At 48.1% G+C, this 20599-nt stretch carries 17 protein-coding genes; 9 read left to right on the top strand and 8 right to left on the bottom strand.

Annotated features, from left to right (window positions below):
- Positions 1-48: 48 nt before the first annotated feature.
- Positions 49-2091, bottom strand: coding sequence for an oligopeptidase A (gene prlC / locus NB463_RS05270; protein ID WP_257082790.1), 2043 nt, complete (start codon positions 2089-2091; stop codon positions 49-51).
- Between the two features lie 395 nt (positions 2092-2486).
- On the opposite strand from prlC, the gene NB463_RS05265 reads away from it, so the two are divergent.
- Both NB463_RS05265 and gorA read left to right on the top strand, forming a co-directional pair.
- Complete coding sequence (locus NB463_RS05265) at positions 2487-3326, top strand: 23S rRNA (adenine(2030)-N(6))-methyltransferase RlmJ (protein WP_005394390.1); 840 nt, start codon at positions 2487-2489, stop codon at positions 3324-3326.
- Between the two features lie 259 nt (positions 3327-3585).
- A complete protein-coding gene (gorA, locus tag NB463_RS05260) occupies positions 3586-4941 on the top strand; it encodes a glutathione-disulfide reductase (protein WP_005379157.1) in 1356 nt (451 codons plus the stop codon).
- Between the two features lie 81 nt (positions 4942-5022).
- On the opposite strand, the gene NB463_RS05255 is transcribed toward gorA, so the two are convergent.
- Positions 5023-5928, bottom strand: a complete 906-nt coding sequence (locus tag NB463_RS05255; protein ID WP_005379156.1) for a LysR family transcriptional regulator — start codon at positions 5926-5928, stop codon at positions 5023-5025.
- A gap of 121 nt (positions 5929-6049) precedes the next feature.
- On the opposite strand from NB463_RS05255, the gene xapA reads away from it, so the two are divergent.
- Entirely contained in the window at positions 6050-6874 is an 825-nt protein-coding gene (xapA, locus tag NB463_RS05250; protein WP_005379149.1) for a xanthosine phosphorylase, read from the top strand.
- A 105-nt stretch (positions 6875-6979) separates the two neighbouring features.
- Here xapA and NB463_RS05245 read toward each other — a convergent pair whose 3' ends face one another.
- Both NB463_RS05245 and NB463_RS05240 read right to left on the bottom strand, forming a co-directional pair.
- A complete protein-coding gene (locus tag NB463_RS05245) occupies positions 6980-7591 on the bottom strand; it encodes a bifunctional 4-hydroxy-2-oxoglutarate aldolase/2-dehydro-3-deoxy-phosphogluconate aldolase (RefSeq protein ID WP_258430546.1) in 612 nt (203 codons plus the stop codon).
- Positions 7592-7600: 9 nt separating this feature from the next.
- A complete protein-coding gene (locus NB463_RS05240; RefSeq protein ID WP_012841240.1) occupies positions 7601-8977 on the bottom strand; it encodes a GntP family permease in 1377 nt (458 codons plus the stop codon).
- 153 nt (positions 8978-9130) lie between these two features.
- Here NB463_RS05240 and NB463_RS05235 point away from each other — a divergent pair, with 153 nt between their 5' ends.
- Positions 9131-9655, top strand: coding sequence for a gluconokinase (locus tag NB463_RS05235; RefSeq protein WP_005467756.1), 525 nt, complete (start codon positions 9131-9133; stop codon positions 9653-9655).
- Positions 9655-11451 (top strand): phosphogluconate dehydratase, encoded by a 1797-nt coding sequence (gene edd / locus NB463_RS05230; protein WP_258430547.1) that lies wholly within the window; start codon positions 9655-9657, stop codon positions 11449-11451. The genes NB463_RS05235 and edd overlap by 1 nt, the downstream gene beginning before the upstream one ends.
- A gap of 901 nt (positions 11452-12352) precedes the next feature.
- Here the strand turns inward: edd and NB463_RS05225 are convergent.
- The 4 genes from NB463_RS05225 to NB463_RS05210 form a co-directional block, all read right to left on the bottom strand.
- Positions 12353-12682 carry an SMR family transporter gene (locus tag NB463_RS05225; RefSeq protein WP_005478614.1) on the bottom strand — a complete coding sequence of 110 codons (330 nt, stop codon included), beginning with the start codon at positions 12680-12682 and terminating at the stop codon, positions 12353-12355.
- Positions 12679-13083, bottom strand: a complete 405-nt coding sequence (locus tag NB463_RS05220) for an SMR family transporter (protein ID WP_005455212.1) — start codon at positions 13081-13083, stop codon at positions 12679-12681. Before NB463_RS05220 ends, NB463_RS05225 begins: the two co-directional genes overlap by 4 nt.
- Before the next feature lie 269 nt (positions 13084-13352).
- Positions 13353-14288, bottom strand: a complete 936-nt coding sequence (locus tag NB463_RS05215) for a LysR family transcriptional regulator (RefSeq protein WP_005455215.1) — start codon at positions 14286-14288, stop codon at positions 13353-13355.
- Positions 14289-14343: 55 nt separating this feature from the next.
- Complete coding sequence (locus NB463_RS05210; protein ID WP_005394370.1) at positions 14344-15351, bottom strand: LacI family DNA-binding transcriptional regulator; 1008 nt, start codon at positions 15349-15351, stop codon at positions 14344-14346.
- 219 nt (positions 15352-15570) lie between these two features.
- On the opposite strand from NB463_RS05210, the gene NB463_RS05205 reads away from it, so the two are divergent.
- From NB463_RS05205 to NB463_RS05190, 4 genes are read left to right on the top strand one after another with little or no spacing between them, the layout of a single operon-like run.
- Positions 15571-16923: a serine/threonine-protein kinase gene (locus tag NB463_RS05205; RefSeq protein ID WP_085343348.1), complete on the top strand. Its 1353-nt coding sequence runs from the start codon at positions 15571-15573 to the stop codon at positions 16921-16923.
- A 13-nt stretch (positions 16924-16936) separates the two neighbouring features.
- Positions 16937-18421 carry a chromosome partitioning protein ParA gene (locus tag NB463_RS05200; protein WP_258430548.1) on the top strand — a complete coding sequence of 495 codons (1485 nt, stop codon included), beginning with the start codon at positions 16937-16939 and terminating at the stop codon, positions 18419-18421.
- A 2-nt stretch (positions 18422-18423) separates the two neighbouring features.
- Entirely contained in the window at positions 18424-18996 is a 573-nt protein-coding gene (locus NB463_RS05195) for a sigma-70 family RNA polymerase sigma factor (protein WP_005394366.1), read from the top strand.
- A gap of 2 nt (positions 18997-18998) precedes the next feature.
- The gene (locus NB463_RS05190) at positions 18999-20558 is read left to right on the top strand and encodes a hypothetical protein (protein WP_258430555.1); all 1560 of its coding nucleotides are present in this window, start codon (positions 18999-19001) and stop codon (positions 20556-20558) included.
- The last annotated feature ends 41 nt before the right edge of the window (positions 20559-20599 follow it).

The following is a 20599-nucleotide window of genomic DNA, read 5'->3' as shown; positions in this document are numbered from 1 at the left end:
GGCCAACCGAATGGTTGGCCTTAGTATTTTTGGAAAGACAGCGTGCGCTTACGCTGCAATACCAGAATGGCGCAATAGCGCATCAATTTGTGGTTCACGACCACGGAAGCGCTTAAACAGCTCCATTGGCTCTTCACTGCCACCCATTTCTAGGATGTTATTCAGGAAGCTTTGACCCGTTTCTTTGTTGAAGATACCTTCTTCTTCAAAGCGAGAATACGCGTCTGATGACAGCACTTCAGCCCACAGATAGCTGTAGTAGCCCGCGCTGTAACCACCAGCGAAGATGTGACCAAAGCTGTGCGAGAAGCGCGCCCACTCAACAGCTGGAACCACCGCGACTTTCTCTTTCACTTTCGCCAGCGTTTCTAAAACGCGTGCACCCACTTCTGGGTCGTATTCGGTGTGCAGAGTAAAGTCGAACAAACCGAATTCTAGCTGACGCAAAATGCCCATCGCCGACTGGAAGTTCTTCGCCGCGAGCATCTTATCTAGCATCGCTTTTGGCAACGGCTCGCCTGTCTCATAGTGACCAGAAATAAACGCAAGCGCGTCCTCTTCCCAACACCAGTTTTCCAGGAACTGACTTGGCAATTCAACCGCATCCCAAGGTACGCCATTAATCCCTGATACCGCGCCAGTTTCGACTTGCGTCAGCATGTGGTGGATACCGTGACCAAATTCATGGAAAAGTGTCACAACTTCATCGTGCGTAAACAGTGCTGGCTTGTCGCCCACTGGACGGTTGAAGTTACACGTTAGGTAAGCCACCGGCGTTTGCAGTTCGCCAGAGAGCGTAATACGACGACCACGACAGTCATCCATCCACGCGCCGCCACGTTTGTGCTCACGTGCGTAGAGATCTAAGTAGAAACTGCCACGCAGTGCGCCTTCAGCGTCAAAGATATCGAAGAAACGCACAGATTCGTGCCAAGTGTCCACGCCTTCGCGCTCAGTAACTGTCATGCCAAACACGCGGTTTAGCACTTCAAACAGACCACTGACAACCTTTGACTCTGGGAAGTACGGGCGCAGTTCTTCATCCGAGATTTGGAACAAGTACTGCTTTTGTTTCTCGCTGTAGTAAGCAATATCCCACACATTCAATTCTTCAACGCCAAACTCACTTTTCGCAAACTGACGTAACTCTTCGACTTCACGTTCACCTTGCGGTTTCGCACGTGTCGCTAGGTCATTCAAGAAGCCCAACACTTGATCTGGCGTTTCGGCCATTTTCGTTGCTAACGATTTCTCGCTGTAAGTATTGAAACCCAACATGCGTGAAATTTCGTGACGCAGTCTCAGTTGCTCAGTAATGATTTCTGAGTTGTCCCACTTACCAGCATTTGGACCGCGATCAGAGGCGCGTGTCACATACGCTTCGTACACTTCTTTACGCAACTCTTGGTTGTCGCAGTACGTCATGACAGGTAGGTAAGATGGGATATCCAGCGTAATGAGGTAACCATCGAGCTCTTTTGCTTCTGCCGCGGCTTTCGCTGCTGCCAGCGCCGATTCTGGCATGCCAGCAAGGTCTTTCTCATCCGTGATGTGCTTGGTCCAACCCATGGTGGCATCCAGTACATTGTTAGAGAATTTAGAGCTGAGCTCAGACATGCGCTTGCTAATTTCGCCGTAACGGTGCTGCTCATCGGATGGCAAACCAATACCCGATAACTCAAAGTCTCGTAGCGCATCGGTGATGGTTTTTTGTTGAGCGCGAGTCAGCGTTGCGAATGCATCACTGGCTTTAATCGCTTTGTACGCTTCGTACAGGCCTTTGTGCTGACCAACCCAAGTGCCGTACTCTGACAAAATTGGCAAACAACTTTCGTACGCTTCACGCAGATCTTCGCTGTTCACCACGGAGTTCATGTGACCCACTGGCGACCAAATGCGGCTTAAGCGGTCATCCGCTTCTTCAATTGGCGCAATCACACTGTCCCAAGTTGGGTGAGCATTATCTTTTAGAACTTCATCGATTTTCGCTCGGCAGTCAGCAATCGCTTGTTCAACGGCTGGCTTGATGTGTTCTGGTTTAATTTGAGAAAACGGAGGTAAGTCCGTAAACGTCAGAAGAGGATTAGACATGAATAATTCCTTTTGTGTTTTGACTCTGTGATTGCCTGTCTATTTTGTGTAGATAGGCCAACTCAATGTACAGACGAGCCAGCAACATGGATTGGGGGAGCTCCGTTCCCTTTCTCTATGCTGCGATGACCATATAGTCAACGAGCGCTACTCTGTCCTTGAGTCTTGTTATACCTAAATGAGATTTCACACTCTTTGAGCACGAGAAACTCACCTAGTTCAATTCGATTACCAATAGTAAGTGTGGGTGACTTAAAGAAATTTCAATAGCGTCCCCTTATCAGAGGAACAGATTTGATTGGAAGTTCTACATCTTTAAGTTACTTGAGTATAATACCGCCATAGAGTGAAAATCACAGACCACACTCAGCCAAAGAGTGTTTCGAGAGTTTAATTTGTTAAGTTACCGCCACAGCTTCCACGCCGGAAACCATGCCGACGTGGTCAAACACATCGTTCAAAGCCTCATTCTTGATGCGCTGAAACAAAAAGATAAACCATTCGTTTATCACGATACCCACTCGGGTGTGGGCCGTTACGATCTGACTCACGAATGGTCTGAAAAAACGGGCGAATACAAACAAGGCATCGCGCGTATTTGGGATAACCCAAATATTCCTGAAGACATCAAAAGCTACATCGATGCCATCAAAGTGCTCAACAACGGCGAGAAGCTGCGTTACTACCCAGGCTCACCACGTGTAGCACGCGCGCAAATCCGCCCACAAGATCGCATGGTACTGACCGAGTTGCACCCAGCCGATCACCCATTGTTAGAGCAAGAATTCCATCGCGATCGCCAAGTGAGCATCTTCAAAGAGGACGGATTCCAACGCCTAAAAGCAAGCTTACCGCCACAAGAGCGTCGTGGTTTGGTGCTGATTGACCCACCATACGAGCTCGCGAAAGAGTACCGCGATGTAGTGCGCGCGATTCATCAGAGCCATAAGCGTTGGGCAACCGGTATCTACGCGATTTGGTACCCAGTGGTAAACCGTCACGACATCGAAGATATGATCGAAGGCTTGGAAGCACTCGGTATTCGTAAAATTCTGCAAATCGAGTTAGGTGTCGCACCCGATACCAACGAGCGCGGCATGACGGCATCCGGCATGATTGTGATTAACCCGCCGTGGAAACTGGAAAGCCAGATGAAAGAGATTCTGCCATTCCTGCAAGACGCGATCGCACCAGCCACCGGCCACTGGAAAGTGGACTGGATTGTGCCAGAGTAAGCTCATCTGCACCGAAACCTCTCAGCGCAACGACATTTTCGTTGCGCTTTTTTATACTCTCAACTTTACCCTCTCATCGCGCTTATTCTTCTTTTTGTGCCTCTCATCGCTATTTGTCATAAGTAATGTCGCTTTTTCCCATTTAGGAATTCGTTACATTCGATTTATGATAGTGGGATAACGGTGGCATTGAGTTCGGGCAAGGTCATCCCAATCTATCTATGTACCAGATAAAATTTATAAGCTCTTGGAGAAAGTAATGGCGACTCATTTTGACTATATCTGTATCGGTGGCGGCAGTGGCGGCATCGCATCTGCAAACCGTGCGGCGATGTACGGCGCGAAAGTTGCGCTAATCGAAGCTCAAGACCTTGGCGGTACCTGTGTAAACGTAGGTTGTGTACCGAAAAAAGTGATGTGGCATGGCGCGCAAATCGCAGAAGCAATGAACCTGTACGCAGAAGATTACGGTTTTGATGTCGACGTGAAAGGTTTCGACTGGAGCAAACTGGTTGAGAGCCGTCAGGCGTACATTGGTCGTATTCACCAATCTTACGATCGCGTTCTTGGCAACAACAAAGTAAACGTGATTAAAGGCTTTGCTAAGTTTGTTGACGAAAAAACTGTCGAAGTAAACGGTGAACACTACACAGCGGATCACATCCTGATCGCGGTTGGTGGTCGTCCTACTATTCCAAACATTCCAGGCGCTGAATACGGCATCGATTCAAACGGCTTCTTCGACCTAGCAGAGCAACCAAAACGCGTTGCGGTTGTGGGCGCTGGCTACATCGCAGTTGAAATTGCTGGCGTACTGCACGCACTAGGTACAGAAACGCACCTGTTCGTACGTAAAGAGTCACCACTGCGTAGCTTCGATCCAATGATCATCGATACGTTGGTTGAAGTGATGGACGCAGAAGGTCCAAAACTGCACACCCATTCTGTACCAAAAGAAGTGGTAAAAGAAGCCGATGGCAGCCTAACTCTGCACCTAGAAAACGGTGAGAGCCAAAACGTTGACCAACTGATTTGGGCAATCGGTCGTCACCCAGCGACAGACGCAATCAACCTAGCGTCAACTGGCGTGGCAACGAACGAAAAAGGCTACATTAAGGTAGACGAATACCAAGAAACCAACGTGAAAGGCATCTACTGTGTGGGTGACATCATGGAAGGCGGTATCGAGCTAACGCCAGTAGCAGTGAAAGCGGGTCGTCAACTTTCTGAGCGTCTGTTCAACAACAAACCAAACGCGAAGATGGACTACGATTTGGTACCAACTGTGGTATTTAGCCACCCACCAATCGGCACTATCGGTCTTACAACGCAAGAAGCGGAAGAGAAGTACGGCAAAGACAACATCAAAGTCTACACATCTGGCTTTACTGCGATGTACACCGCCGTTACTAAGCACCGTCAACCATGTAAGATGAAGCTTGTATGTGCGGGCGAAGAAGAAACGGTTGTTGGTCTACACGGCATCGGTTTCACGGTAGATGAAATGATCCAAGGCTTCGGCGTAGCAATGAAGATGGGCGCAACCAAAGCAGACTTCGACTCTGTTGTGGCTATCCACCCAACGGGCTCTGAAGAGTTCGTAACGATGCGTTAATTACGCGCTAATCGCATTGCTGATTTCAGCGAATCATTTGAAAAGGTCATCTTAGGATGACCTTTTTTTGTTATCCCATGCTTAACTCGCATTCTCTAATAATGTGCGAATAAACTCGGCTTTAATAGCACTCTCCTGCTTACCATCATGAATCAGACACAAGTCTGCACGCAGTGACTCTTTCAGCTTGATAAAACGAATCCCATGCCAATGATGCTGAGAAAACGTCGACGGCACCAACGTCACGGTGTTGCTGTTTGCTACATACGCCATCAAGGTGCTTGGCTCCACCACTTGTTTGCCAATATGGGGTGAAAAGCCTTCTTGCAGACAGGCATTGATGATGAAGTTTGCCGAGGCAGAATTCGCCAAACTCATAAACGCAAACTCACACGTCTTTAAATCTTGGAGCCGCAGCAAAGATTTGCTGGCTAACTCATGTTGCTCCGACACCGCCACCACAAACACATCTTTGCCCAAAGACACCGACTGATACGGATAAATGTTGAGTGCATCGGCAAAACGCACAATGCCCACATCGATTTTCTTCTCGCTCAGATGCTTCTTTTGCGTCTCTGGGTTAAGGTCAAAAATGTCGGCGTGATAAGTGTCATGCTCAGCATGGAAGCGCTGTAACAGACGATCAAATCCGCCCCAAAATGCGCTACTTACCACACCAACTCGCAAGATGTTTCTCTGGTTCAAACCCACTTGCTGCACTTGATTGAGCGAGACATCTAAGGTCTGAAAAATCAGTTGGCATTTGGACTCCAACAATCGCCCGGCCTCCGTCAGCATGACGTTTCTTGAATCACGCTCAAACAGTTTGACGTTAAGTACCTCTTCCAACTCTTTGATGCGATTGCTCAACGGCGAATTGGTGATATTGAGGTTCTCGGCCGCCTTAGTGAAATGCTTGGTTTGTGCGACCTCGTAAAAGTAACGCAGCATCTTCAGCGTCACGCGCTCAAATGGTTCTGACTTCATGCATTAGGTCCTAGCGAGTTTCATCATCCTCTTTTTAAGGATGATAGTAGCGAATAAAGCAAAGATAACCAGCGCAGAAAATCACACAATGGAATCAACACACAACCAGAAGGTGACTAACATGAATCACGATCCAGTAATCGGCGCGCTACAAACCATTCGCGAACGCAAACCAAACTTCCAACCTAAAGCGGCGTTTATTTTAGGCTCTGGCTTAGGCGTATTGGCAGACGAACTACAAGACAAAGTGGTCATTCCATACGAAGAGCTCGAAGGCTTTCCGGTTAGCACCGTGCAAGGCCACTCTGGTGAGTTGGTACTTGGTACCATGGGCGGCGTAGACGTAGTGTGCATGAAAGGTCGCGGTCACTACTACGAACACGGCTCAATGAAGGTCATGACAACGCCCGTGCGCACCTTTAAAAAGCTGGGCTGTGAGTTTCTGCTCGTCACCAACGCGGCAGGCTCACTTCGCCCTGAACGCATCGACGTCGGTTCTCTGGTGGTATTTCATGACCACATCAATACCATGCCTGAGTCGCCAATGATCGGTCCGAATGATGAAGAGTACGGCCCGAGGTTCTTCAGCCTCGCCAATGCGTACGACAAAGACCTGCGCGCAGAAGCGTTTGAAGTTGGCAAAGCCAATGGCATTCACCTCAATGAAGGTGTGTTTGTCTCTTACACAGGCCCCAACTTTGAGACCGCAGCCGAAATCCGCATGATGCAAATCATCGGTGGCGATGTGGTAGGAATGTCGGTCGTGCCAGAAGTGATTTCTGCGGCGCATTGCGGCTTACCCGTATTGGCAGTGTGCGCGATCACCAACATGGCAGAAGGCTTGGGAGATGTAGAATTGTCTCACGCCCAAACATTGAAGTGCGCCAAGCTAGCCGAAGCAGATTTCATTCGCTTTATTAAGCGCTTTATGAAGCATCACTTCTAAAGCCGCTTCATTCCAAAAAGCAAAAGGGTCATCAAGTAACTTGATGACCCTTTTTCGTATCACGTTTTCTAACGTTCGGGGGCATTTCGGAGCCGTTTGTGCGTTTTACTTAACTGCGCGCACCAATTCAGCAATGCCTTTCCAATCGCCGTTGTCCATCATTGCGGTTGGCACCATCCACGTACCGCCACAAGCTACAACCGATTTCAGCGCTAGGTAATCTTCCACGTTGGATGGGCTTACGCCACCTGTTGGCATGAATTCAACTGGGTAAACCGCCGTCAGTGCTTTCAGCATGTTTACGCCGCCTGATGGCTCAGCAGGGAAGAACTTCAACGTACGCAGACCCATTTCCATCGCTTGCTCAACCAAGCTTGGGTTGTTGACACCCGGTACGATGGTCACGCCACGTTGCTGACAGTATTTCACTGTGGTCGGGTTGAAGCCTGGGCTAACGATAAAGTCCACGCCCGCTTCGATTGCGATGTCGACTTGTTCTGTGGTCAGAACGGTGCCCGCGCCAATCAACAGTTCTGGGTACGCTTCACGCATGATGCGAATCGACTCCGCCGCCGCTTTGGTGCGGAATGTCACTTCCGCACATGGTAAACCGTTTTCAACCAACACTTTTGCCAGTGGCAGAGCGTGTGCTACGTCGTTGATTGCGATAACTGGGACGATTTTGATTTCTCTTAATCGTTGTTCAAGTGTTGTCATGGGGAACCTCTAAAGAATAAAGCTTAATGTTGCGACGATAATAAACGCGATACCGCCAAGTAACGTTTCCATTACCGTCCAAGTTTTTAATGTGGTTTTCTCATCCATCTCAAGCAGACGAGATACCAACCAGAAACCAGAGTCATTGAAATGAGACAGTACCGTTGCACCACCCGCAATCGCGATTACGATAAAGCAAAGGTCTAGTTCACTCAAACCTGTTGATGCTGCCACAACTGGCGCGATAAGAGCCGCCGTCGTGGTTAGCGCTACGGTTGCCGAGCCTTGAGCAACACGCAGACAGGTTGAAATCACAAACGCCGCCACAATCACAGGCATACCTGTGTCTGTAAGAACGTCAGCCAGTGCATCACCAATACCGCTTGAACGCAGTACGCCGCCAAACATGCCACCTGCACCCGTTACTAGGATAACACCACAGATAGGAGCCAATGACTCACCACACAATTTTTCTAGTTTTGCCATGCCGTAGTCTTTGGCAAACACAGCCAGACAGACAATCAAAGTAATCAGCAACGCGACTGGGGTTTTACCTAACATACGTAGGAACTCAACCAGTGCCGTTTTGCCATCAATCACACCCGCAACCGCCAGTGTGTTCAATACCGTATCCAAACAGATTAGCAGGACTGGCAGCACAAGGATGGTCATAACCGTGCCAAATTTTGGTGCGTTGCGCTCATCCACCATCGCTTCGCCATTAAAGAAGGCTTTAGATAGTGGAATATCGAATTTTTTGCCCGCGTACAAGCCAAATAAGTAAGCGCCAAGGTACCAAGTGGGAATAGCAACCAAAATACCCACCACCAATAGCAGACCGATGTTTGCGCCAAGGAATTCTGCCGCTGCAACCGGACCTGGGTGTGGTGGAACAAACGCGTGCATAACCGCAAAAGCACCGGCAGCAGGCAACGCGTATTTAATTGGTGAGCCACCAAAACGAGCCGCCACACTTAGGATGATTGGCATCATCACTACAAGGCCAGCATCGAAGAAGATTGGGAAGCCAAACAGTAATGAAGCGACGCCCAAAGCAAATGGTGCGCGCTCTTTACCAAAGCGACCAATCAAAGTGTCTGCCAGCACTTTCGCACCGCCAGTCACTTCAAGAATTTTACCGATCATCGCACCAAGACCAACCAGCAATGCCACGGAAGCCAGAGTGCCGCCGAAGCCACCCATCATGGTCGATACGACTTTCTCAGAAGGAACGCCAGTGGCGATTGCTGTGCCTAAACTCACCATAGTAAGGGAAGCAAAAGCATGGACTTTCAGTTTAATGATCAGAACGAGTAACGCTGCAATGGCAAGGCCTGCAATCGTCAGTAGGAACGTAGGATCTGGGGCTTGGGTTAATTGCTCCATAGGTTCACCTTTAAGAATTATTGTTTGTGTTATGGTTCACATTTATTTCAGTTACCGGTAACATGTTACCGATAACATGAATAAGATAAACCCATATTTTAAAGTGAATTCAAAAATTGAGATCACGCGCAAATTTGGTTATGAGGATAAGTTATGGCTGGTAGTAGTGTCATCGTTATGGGCGTTTGTGCTAGTGGTAAAAGCACAATTGGTGAGCATCTAGCGAAAAAGCTAGGGCGTAAATTCATTGATGGTGATGATCTTCATCCACGAGCGAACATTCAGAAAATGGCATCGGGCCAGCCTCTGAACGATGATGATCGCAAGCCATGGCTAGAACGCATTCGTGATGCGGCGTACAGCCTAGAAAGCAAAAACGAACACGGCATTATTGTCTGTTCAGCACTGAAAAAGATTTACCGCGATCAGATCCGCGAAGGCAACGACAACGTGACCTTCCTGTTCCTTGATGGCGATATGGAGTTGATCCTTAATCGCATGCGTATGCGCAAAGGCCACTTCATGAAAGAAAACATGGTGAAGAGCCAATTCGAGACGCTAGAGCGCCCAGACAACGAGCCTCAAACTCTGATCGTCAGTATCGACGGAGACATCAGCGACGTGGTGGAACGCTCTGCCGCTGAGCTAATCAAAATGCAAGCGATCGAGGTGGCGTAATGACTCACTCTGTTGTTCTTGAGGTCACACAACGTTTGACCGAGCGCAGCCGTGAAGCGCGCGCTGCGTTTCTTGCTCGCACCGAAGTGCAAGCCGAAGCTGGCAAAGGCCGTGTTGGTTTATCTTGTGGTAACTTAGCCCATGCAGTCGCCGCTTCTTGCTCTTCTGAAAAGAAAAATATTCTCGATTTTACTCATGCCAATGTCGCGCTGATCAGCGCTTACAACGACATGTTGAGCGCCCACCAGCCGTACCAAGACTACCCAGCACAAATCAAAAAAGTGCTGGCGGACTACGGCCATACAGCGCAAGTCGCAGGTTGTGTGCCAGCGATGTGCGATGGGGTGACTCAAGGTCAAGCAGGCATGGATATGTCGCTGTTTTCGCGTGACTTAATTGCGCAATCAACGGCGTTGTCTTTGAGCCACAATGTCTTTGATGCCACATTACTGCTTGGCATCTGTGACAAAATTGCCCCGGGGCAACTGATGGGCGCACTGTCTTACGCGCACCTACCGACTGCGTTTGTACCAGCGGGTCTGATGGCAACAGGCATCAGCAACGAAGAGAAAGTCGACGTGCGCCAAAAATACGCAGCGGGAGAAGTCGGCAAAGACGCTCTGCTGGATATGGAGTGTCGCGCTTACCATTCTGCGGGTACGTGTACGTTTTACGGCACCGCCAACACCAACCAGTTGGTGTTCGAAGCCATGGGCTTGATGCTGCCAGGTTCGGCATTCATCCATCCCCATACCCAACTGCGTAAAGCGTTAACCGATCACGCGGCTCTGAAAATCGCCTCAATGACGGCGGGTTCTGCACACTTCCGTCCGCTGGCCGAGGTGGTCACAGAAAAGAGCTTGGTCAACGGCATCATCGCTCTACTTGCATCTGGCGGCAGCACCAATCACACCATTCATATGATCGCCGTGGCGCGTGCTGCTGGCATCTTGCTCACGTGGCAAGACATCAGCGATCTGTCGGATGTGGTTCCTTTGTTAGCTCGCGTTTACCCGAACGGCCCAGCCGATATGAACGCGTTCCAAGACGCGGGGGGCGTGCCTGCGTTATTGCACCGCTTGAACCAATCCGAGCTTTTGCATCGCGATGTGAAACCCGTGTTTGGTGAATTTGAAGACCAAATGACGCTACCGAGCCTTATCGATGGCCAACTGACTTGGACACCGTGCCAAGGCAGCCAAGACGGTGACGTGATCGCCAAACCGGACGCCACTTTCCAAAACACTGGCGGCACTCGCGTACTGACTGGCAACTTGGGCAAAGCCGTGGTGAAAGTGTCTGCGGTGAAAGAAGAGCAACGCGTGATTGTTGCACCAGCGATCGTATTCCAATGCCAACACGAAGTGGAAGCCGCGTACAAACGTGGTGAGCTGAACAAAGATTGCATCGTTGTAGTCACACACAACGGCCCAGCGGCAAACGGCATGCCTGAACTGCACAAGCTGATGCCAATTTTAGGTAACGTGCAAAAAGCGGGCTTTAAAGTGGCGCTGGTTACTGACGGTCGCTTATCTGGCGCGTCAGGTAAAATTCCGTCTGCGATTCATGTTTCTCCAGAAGCCATTCGTGGCGGCGCGATTGGTTTGGTGCGCAACGGGGATTTGATTCGTCTGGATTGCCAAACGGGCGAACTGAACAACTTAAGCGATACCACTGGTCGCGAGTTGATTCATTTCGACACCGAATGTACCCAACAAACATGGGGACGAGGCTTGTTTAGCGTGATCCGCCAAAACGTCTCTAGCGCAGAAGAAGGCGCAAGCTTCATTGTTTAAGGCGAGAAGAAAGACCGCGTCATTTCGACAAGCCTAAGCAAGATCAGGAATTTAATATCAACGTGCTGTGAAGCCAGAGAAAACACCTCTGCCACAGCACTTTTTTGTTGGTAGATTCTGAATCACGCTCGTCCCTCGCTGTTCAGAATGACGAACTTTAGGGTTGGTCATTTTTCTTTTTCAATAAACGAATTAGTCCGTCATTCCGACGAGCCTAAGCGAGATCAGGAATCTAATAGCAAAATGCTGTGAAGCCAGAGAAAACCCCTCTGCCACAGCACTTTTTTGTTGGTAGGTTCTGAACCTTGCTCGTCCCTCGCGGTTCAGAATGACGAGATGTGGGATTGGTCACTGTTCTTTTTTAAATAAATGAATGAATCCGTTATTCCGACGAGCCTAAGCGAGATCAGGAATCTAATAGCAAAATGCTGTGAAGCCAGAGAAAACCCCTCTGCCACAGCACTTTTTGTTGGTAGATTCTGAATCACGCTCGTCCCTCGCGGTTCAGAATGACGAGATGTGGGATTGGTCATTTTTCTTTTTCAATAAACGAATTAGTCCGTCATTCCGACGAGCCTAAGCGAGATCAGGAATCTACTATCAACGTGCTGTGAAGCCAGATAAAATACCTCTACCACAGTACTTTTTTGTTGGTAGATTCTGAATCACGCTCGTCCCTCGCTGTTCAGAATGACGAGATGTGGGATTGGTCATTTTTCTTTTTCAATAAACTAATGAATCCGTCATTCCGACGAGCCTAAGCGAGATCAGGAATCTACTATCAACGTACTGTGAAGTAAGAGAAAACACCTCTTCCACAGCATTTTTTTGTTGGTAGATTCTGAATCACGCTCGTCTCTTGCTGCTCAGAATGACGATATCTAGCATTCAGTAAATTACATCAAGCGGTCTTCATCACTACGACCGCAGCAATCACCACAAAGATACCAAACCAGCCGATTGGCTTGAGTTTCTGCTTAAACAGCAAGGCACCACCCACTGCGGTACCCAAGATACCGATCGCGCCCCAAGAGGCGTAAGCAATGGCTAAATCGATCTCTTTAACCGCTTGTGCCAACAGCGTGAATGCTGTTAGTACCAACACAATCGCCGCAATGCCCCAGCCTTTGTATTTAAAACCTTTTGAGCGTGTCAGCGCCATATTGGCCATGATATCGACCAAGGCAGCCATCACGACAAATCCAAATGACATCGTAAAAAATTGACTCATGATTCGCACCTTGTACTAGCAGAAAATGAACGTTCTTTTGCCGGTTTATCGGCGTTTTTCTCAGCGTTAGGTTGATCGTGTGATTCCCCTAAAGTCACACACACAATGCCGACAACGGCTAACATCAAACCAAACAGCTCTTGATGGTTTAAGTTGGCATCAAAGGCGATGATCGACACCACGGTGATCAACGAGATACCCAACCCTTCCCAGACAGCGTATGCCACACCGATCGATATTTTCTTCGCGGCAAACGCGAGAAAGTAGTAAGAGATTGCGATCAGCACATACATTACGATGTAGCCCCACCACCCGTGCCCTTGTCCGATAAGAGACATAGTGCTGGTGCCAGCCACTTCGGCAACGATGGCGAGCAATAAAAATAGACGTGCAACTAGCATGATTAATCCTCCATCAGAAATTAAAAAAATGCATAACGGAGAATGGTGAATGTCGCGTACCTGTATCGACATTCAAAAAGTTAAAAAGATAAAAATGAGCCACTTCTCCTGACTATTTGAGATAAGGTTAGCGCTGGGTAGGAAAAAGAGACAGGTAATTGAGATATTCATTTTTGAATATCTTAAGAAGTAAGTTGTCTATGTAATCACACAATACTGAAAAGGTTAAAGCACCAGCTCTCTCATTCAGCCGATGCCATAAAGTGACGTCACTGCGTAAAAATCAGCGGCGTATTGAGGGTTTGTCGCACCACTTTATGCAGGTGTCTGTGCAAAGGATGGTTGCGGTTGGTTTGAAGGAAACCGCCAGAGACCACAAACTGACTGAACTCACGGTTGACGAGTGGCATTGCGTAAGACGCCAGTTCCGGCATCAACAATGCCGAGCTTTGACTGGCATACATAATTGCGTCGGTTTCTTGCAGCATTTGGCAAGCCACGCGCAAATTATAGGATTTCAATAACACCACGGGCTCATAGCCCATGCGGCGATACTCGGACTCCACGGTACAAAGCGGTTTATATGACGCGGGCGCAGGCAAAGAAACAAGGGGCAGCTTGGAGACCGTGTCCCAATCATTGCTGACTTTCGACAAGGTCGGATGGTTTTTACGCGCCAAAATCACTCGTTTTTCAACGAATAACGGGCGCATGTAAATGTCTTTCGACAGTTCGGTCTCTTGGTCAAGAATGCAGTAATCGTGCTCACCTTCGAGCATTTCATCGTGCGAGTAACTGTTCCAACTGGAAAAGGCAAAGTGCGCTTTAGGGAACGCTCGATGGCAGCCAGTTAGCAATCGCTGCCCTTGTTCATCCATCAAATAAGGGTCGGTTACAATCGCGATCTGTCCTTGATATTGCTGAGGGTCGAATACTTCAAACTCTTGCACCACTTTTTCCAGTGGTGCAATCATGTTATCGAATTCGGCGGCAAGGCGAATCGCCATGGGAGATGGCTCTACCCCATGCGCTTTACGCACAAATAGCGGGTCATCAAACACTTGCTTAAGCTTCATTACGCCGCGGCTGGCGCTCGGTTGAGAAATGCCAAGCTGCATTGCGGCCAGCTTGATGCTGCGGTTTTCCACCACGGCTTTTAATAAACGCATTAAGTTGAGATCCAATGCATCCAGCTGATGTGCCATACCCTAACCTGCCAATACCATTGATGAGCGAATACGAAGAGCGGTTAACTGCGAGTTAAACACTCTCTCCTGAGGTAATTTGATACCCCATATCAACCACTTTTTCTTCTTGCGCTTCACCTTTCAGACGCGCGATCAAAAGCTCTGCGCTCTTTTCACCGATTTTGAAACGCGGTGTATCGACGCTAGTCAGTTTCGGGCTGATGGTTTGACCAATATCCAGCGCGTTATAGCCCACTACCGCCAGCTGCTGCGGAACTTGAATGCCACGTTGTTGCGCGCTCAGCATGGTCCCTATCGCGATGTCGTCGTTGGTACAGAATACGCCATCAAGCGTTGGGTGAGTTTCTAGCGCGCGTTCAAGCAAATCATGCGCTAAAGAGAAGCTAGAGTGGTCACCCGTTAATACGTGCTTAGGCTCTAGCCCTGCTTCCGTCATCGCGCGATCATAACCTTGCATACGCAGCTTGGTTCGCGTATCCAAACGCGCCCCAAAATAAACGATTGTACGCTTACCTGAATCTAGCATCTGCTTAACCGCCGTGTACGAGGCATCTTCATGATCTAGCCCAACCGCCATATCAATCGGCTTTGGTGGTAGTTCCATGGTTTCCACTACAGGGATCCCTGCATTTTTTATCATTTGCAATGTACGCGGCGTGTGATGGCTTTCAGTTAGAATAAGTCCATCGACCTGATAAGAGAGTAATGACGCGATCTTGCGTTCTTCTTCAAGCTCATCGTAGCTAAAATGCGCTAAAAGCGTCTCATAGCCATTGGCTTTGGTCACCATCTCGATGCCCTGAACAAAGGAAGCAAAAATTTGGTTGGACAATGAGGGCAGTAAAATACCAATGGCTTTACTGGACGACTTTGACAACATAGCGGGGGCGCGGTTTTCGATGTATCCCATCTCTTCAATCGCAGTCGCAATCTTGGCCCGAGTCTTTTCTGCCACCGATTCAGGGTTACGCATATAACGTGAAACCGTCATCTTCGTGACGCCAACTTGGTCTGCGACATCCTGCAATGTCGTGCGAGTTTTCTTATTCTGTTGAGCCATAAATATGTGATTTATCAGTAATGTTACAAGTAACATTATGACGAATAGAGTCTCTGCCGACAAGCTCAGTGAAAATAATTCGCAAAATCATGACGTTATTATTCTATTAGCCACCAAATTGCGTTTCATACATTGTGAGTCAAAGCCGAATAAATAAATGACATTTATATCAAAGTTCTTATAAAATGCCGTACCTAAAAGAATAAGACATTAGGCACAGTGCAGTTAGGCTCTAGCGAAACCCAGATTTACTATCACTTGCTTGATCTGGACGACTCCCAAAAGCAGCAATACCTCCAAGCATTGCAACAAAGTCAACCTGAGCTGTATCAACAACTCGTTCCTCTTTTAGCCCACGAGACACCTGAAGAACAACTAACGCAGTTACTTTACTTTGGTGCTCACCAGGCTACGAACCGAGACGTCGATCTAAGCGGAGAAGTCATCAGTAAGTATCGCCTAACTCATGAGTTGGGTCGCGGTGGCATGGGTGTCGTTTACGCCGCCCTACGTGCAGATGAAACGTTCGAACAAGATCTGGCCATCAAGTTTATTCAAAGCAATTTGAGTAATGTGCTGGGACAACGTGCACTCTTCGATGAGGCACAACTGCTCGCGCGCCTAAACCATCCATACATAGCGAAAGTGTTTGATGGCGGCCTTCATCAAGATTCAGTTTACATCGTGATGGAGCGGGTATTTGGTCAAACCTTAGATGAATACCTGTCAGAAAATAAGCTGGAAAAGACAGAAAAACTGCTGCTGTTTAAGCAGATTTGTCAGGCGATGGAGCACGCCCACCAGCATCATGTTTTGCATGCCGATCTAAAACCAGAAAATATACTGATTGATCGTAGCAAACGACCCAAACTGCTCGACTTCAACTTAACTCAAAAAGCGCACTCCACCCGAGAGGGAGCACCCTCGGCACTGATTGCGTTTAGCCAAAATTTTGCCAGCCCTGAGCAACAGGCAGGACAAGTACTGACAGAACAAAGCGATGTTTATTCATTGGGCAAAATCCTCGCGTTGATGTTTCCGTCACCAGCGGTTTGGTCTGATGTGTATTGGGTGATAAGACGGGCGACGCGTCCAGCCACCCAAGTGCGATACCCAGATGTGCGAGCGCTACGCATTGATATCGAGCGAATTATCGAACGTCGCCCTATCGAGCAGAAAAAACACTGGCCGTTGTATAGCGCCTTTCGCTTGGTGCAACGGCGCCCTCTTGCTTCTGCATTGTCAGGCATCATCGTGCTCTCAGGTGTGCTATTTGGCAGCGCCATGATGCAAAAGAATATCCAACTGCAACAAGAGAAGAAGATTGCAGAAGATATGATGTACGAAATGACCCGCCTTATCTTCCACGCGAAGGGGCAGAATGTCGAACACCTCTCGGTGAGCTCCATGATGGAGTTAACACGAAGGCGGATACTCTCTAATCCAGATATCCCCAAACATATAAAACAAAAAATGTTGTTGGCGATGATGACACCGGTGCCAAAGAAGCACCTAACTACTCCAATGAGTTGTCAGCCAAATTGTGCGTCTGAGGACAGCACCAACCAATAAGGCTTAAAACAAAATGTATACACGTTCAGTGGTATTTTGGCTGTCTGCATTGACGGCTACCTCCACGTTAGCAGCAGACACTTATGCTGCCACTTCACACCCGCCCACTTCAACCTTGAAGCAAGGCTACTTTATCGATGCACCAGTGACTGGCTTGTATTACAAAACCAGTTCCAATATCACTGGCGTTACCCAACAAGGGGCATTTCACTACCAACCTGGTGATGTGATTAGCTTCTTCCTTGGCAACGATGATAAGGGGTATCTGCTGACAACCTTATCGAGCCAAGAAGTGCTTACACCGACGATGGCAACAACCAAACCCAGTCGTAGCATCAATATGACGCGCCTGCTGCTCTCTCTCGACAGCACACCTGAGAATCGAAAGGAAATTGTCTTAGCCAACCGCGTGTTGTCTGATGCTCGCTTTCAAAACCAGCTCAAGGGCCTTGACCTCAATTATCTGGATGACGCCAAACGTCACCTCAATCTCGACTGGGTGTCTGTCGATGAGGCAATCGAGCACTTAAACGAAAGCCAGCTGTACATTGAGAAAAACTTTGCCTCAGATGAGATCATCTTCGAACCTCGCGGCATGACGTTCAAAAACATCGTGATCAAAAAGAAAGATTGGCAAGGCCGCGCTTGTGCTTACGATTTACGTTATCAACATCATCCTAAATATCGCCCTCCGTTTGGTGAAACTCGATTCACCATCACCAAAGATTCATTGATTGAACATCCAAGCGTTGGCGACCATTTTCAAGGCTGTTTCCTCTCGATGAAGCGCCCTATCACGGAAGACATTGTCGAGCCGATAAGCAAATTTGCGGATTGGTTTAATATCGTCGGTTGCTCAATCACTGGATGCACCCGCAACGATTTGAATGGCTTCTCTCTCGAAGACTTTGATGATGAAGGCGACTGGAAATATCGCTCCGTTGCACTCAACTTTGATCCAAGTACTGAGCTACTGATGGAAAAAGTACAAGGCCTTGGGCGTAAAAAAAACATCCACCACCACAATCGTACAGAAATGCTGTGGTTTACCTACCCCAACACGAACGAACACGACATCGACTACCTCGGGGTATGGCAGCAGACCCAATACCACCAGCAGTCCATGACACAATCGTGCCTATTGATGCGCCACCAACAAGTCATGCGACTGCCGCACAATGCAGACACCTGTCCAACCGACGCAAGCCTATACACCCAAGATGTCACCCAAGATGTCACCCAAGAGTATGCGGACATGTGGTGGGTCAACAATGACGAACCCAAAGCCGAGCTTGCGCAAATGAATGTCATGGTACGTTGGTCAACGACCCCTGCCGAAATCAATTACACCACTTGGGAATATCTGCCCGCTGGCGCAACTTGGGAACAAGGCATTTTATATCGCTATCAACAAGATGTTCTCCGCAACCGAGACGGCTCTGATCGCATTGAAACCCACACCATTTCTGAATTTGTCAAAGTGAGCGAGGATGTATAACCATGGCAACAGCAGTAGCACTGACACAAATCATTCAACAATGGCAATCTGGTGATAAACAAGCCGAGAGTGAGCTTTACCAATTTGCGTATTTGCAGTTACGTAAGATCGCCCAACACGAGCGTGAACGAAACGCGGAAAAGTACGGCACCGACAACAAGGTATTGGCCGATAGCGTCAACAGCACCACGGCATTAATTCACGATGCTTACCTGAAGATGTCCAACTGCGACATGAGTGAAATTGAAACAAAACGTGATTTCTTTTTGATGGCCGCCAAAGTGATGCGTCAAATCTTGATCGATAACGCACGCTCACACCAAGCGCAAAAGCGCCAACACATTACGTTGATGAGAGATGAAGAAGATCGCTTCGAACAATTGATCATCATGGATAAAGCTCTGGATAACTTCAGTAGCCGTTACCCACGCCAATCAAGTGCACTCAAACTCAAGTATTTAATGGGAATGAAAAACCAAGAAATCAGTGAACTGCTCGAGTGCAGCGCGAGCTTAATAGAGAAAGACCTAAAATTCTCTCGCAGTTGGTTGCAATCACGAATGGCGCACGCGTAATGATAAGCAAAAAGTTTTGGATAATCGGCACAATCTGCGTCGGTTTGCTCGGCGTATACTGCATGTCAGACGAATCCAGCTTGGCATCCGCGGCGGACTCATCAGACAGCACGAGCCAATCAACCACGCGAACACATCGTCAATATGAGCGCACATCTTTAGTTGAAGTAAAGCAAGCGTTGACAGGTTCTGCGTTGGAGAACGCCCACACAAAAGACGGTGATGACGCCTTCAATTCTGCCATTTTAGGACAACCAGGGCCAGTTACGAACCCATTTCATACTACAGAAGACGGCTCTTTTTACGACTCGTCTGTGGGTTATGAAGACAGCCGCTCAAAAGAGGACCCATCAGAGAACAATAAACCCATCATCAACCTCACGGTGGAACAACAGCTACAAACCATTATTTATGCTTGGGAGCTCAACCAAAACTCTCCGATTAGCTATTCGCTCAATCTTAACCAACTGTTTGAAGATCCGGATGGTGATCTCCTCACCACTCGGATTTGGCTCGAAAACGCCAATGGATTAAGGGTGCTAAACCAAGGACAAATGATGGTGCTAGGTGCACCAGAGAACATTAAAACCACCACATACCTGGCGGTAGCGGCGCGTGATGATTACCACGGCGACAGCGACCATGCGTGGGTCACAACACGTTTTGAGTTGCCTGTTGTCACTCCAGGTCACAATGACACGGAACACCCGTTAATTGGCGACACTGTCTATCGCTTGGAGACGACGCAAAATCTTGGCGGTACCGCGTACGCGTATGAAGTGGTGTATTGCGAAGCGTTTCAGTTTGAGGATGACGAGGTACGTTATGCCGCCTCAAACAACAAACACCAGTGTCCTGAAAAGGGAGACTTAAAAAAGGTGGGTGAGTACAAAATCAGTGATGACTCGTTGATTGTTTATGTCCACGGCGTACGCCAAATTTGGACCACCAAAAAGGTATACGCATCTCAGGTTCATAAAGAGACTCAGAACTATTTCACCACCGTGTTTGATGGCAAACAATTCGAAAGCTATACCATGCAAAAAAACAAGCAATCGATGGAAAAACGCATCAATGTCCACACTGGTGAGTACGAATATCAAGGAACGTTGTTTGACTACCTCTTTCCCATTTCAGGAGGGGGTTACATAAACGGGACTGCTAGCAACTACATATTTGATAGAAGTGTTCAGGGTAACGAACCAGTGCACAAGCTGGACTCTGATCTCAATATGAAATCAAACCAACATGACCTATTTTGTCATGATTATTTATTTTACTGGTACAGCTCTATCGTAGCGGGGCGAGGAGAGTTTGCCGATATTATCTCTAGCTCAATGGATTTTGACGGCATAACTCCAATACATTGTGCTGAATGGCCAGATGATTACTGGCAACGAACATTTATGTTTTACAATCTTGAATACACAGATTACGACATATTCATTCCAGGCGAAGTCTACAGTTATGTGCTTAAACCTCATCCTCAATTTGCTGATCGCGTTGAGGAATTTAAGATCAACATGATTTATCACGCCCCTGTCCTTAGCGATACCCAATAAACCTTTCTTTACAGGTGGTTATTTTGACAAAACAATCATCC

Source organism: Vibrio sp. RM-41-2B, from assembly GCF_024744415.1.
Lineage (GTDB): Bacteria > Pseudomonadota > Gammaproteobacteria > Enterobacterales > Vibrionaceae > Vibrio > Vibrio diabolicus.
The sequence above is the reverse complement of the archived record's forward strand: the minus strand, read 5'-3'. Positions and strand labels throughout refer to the sequence as shown.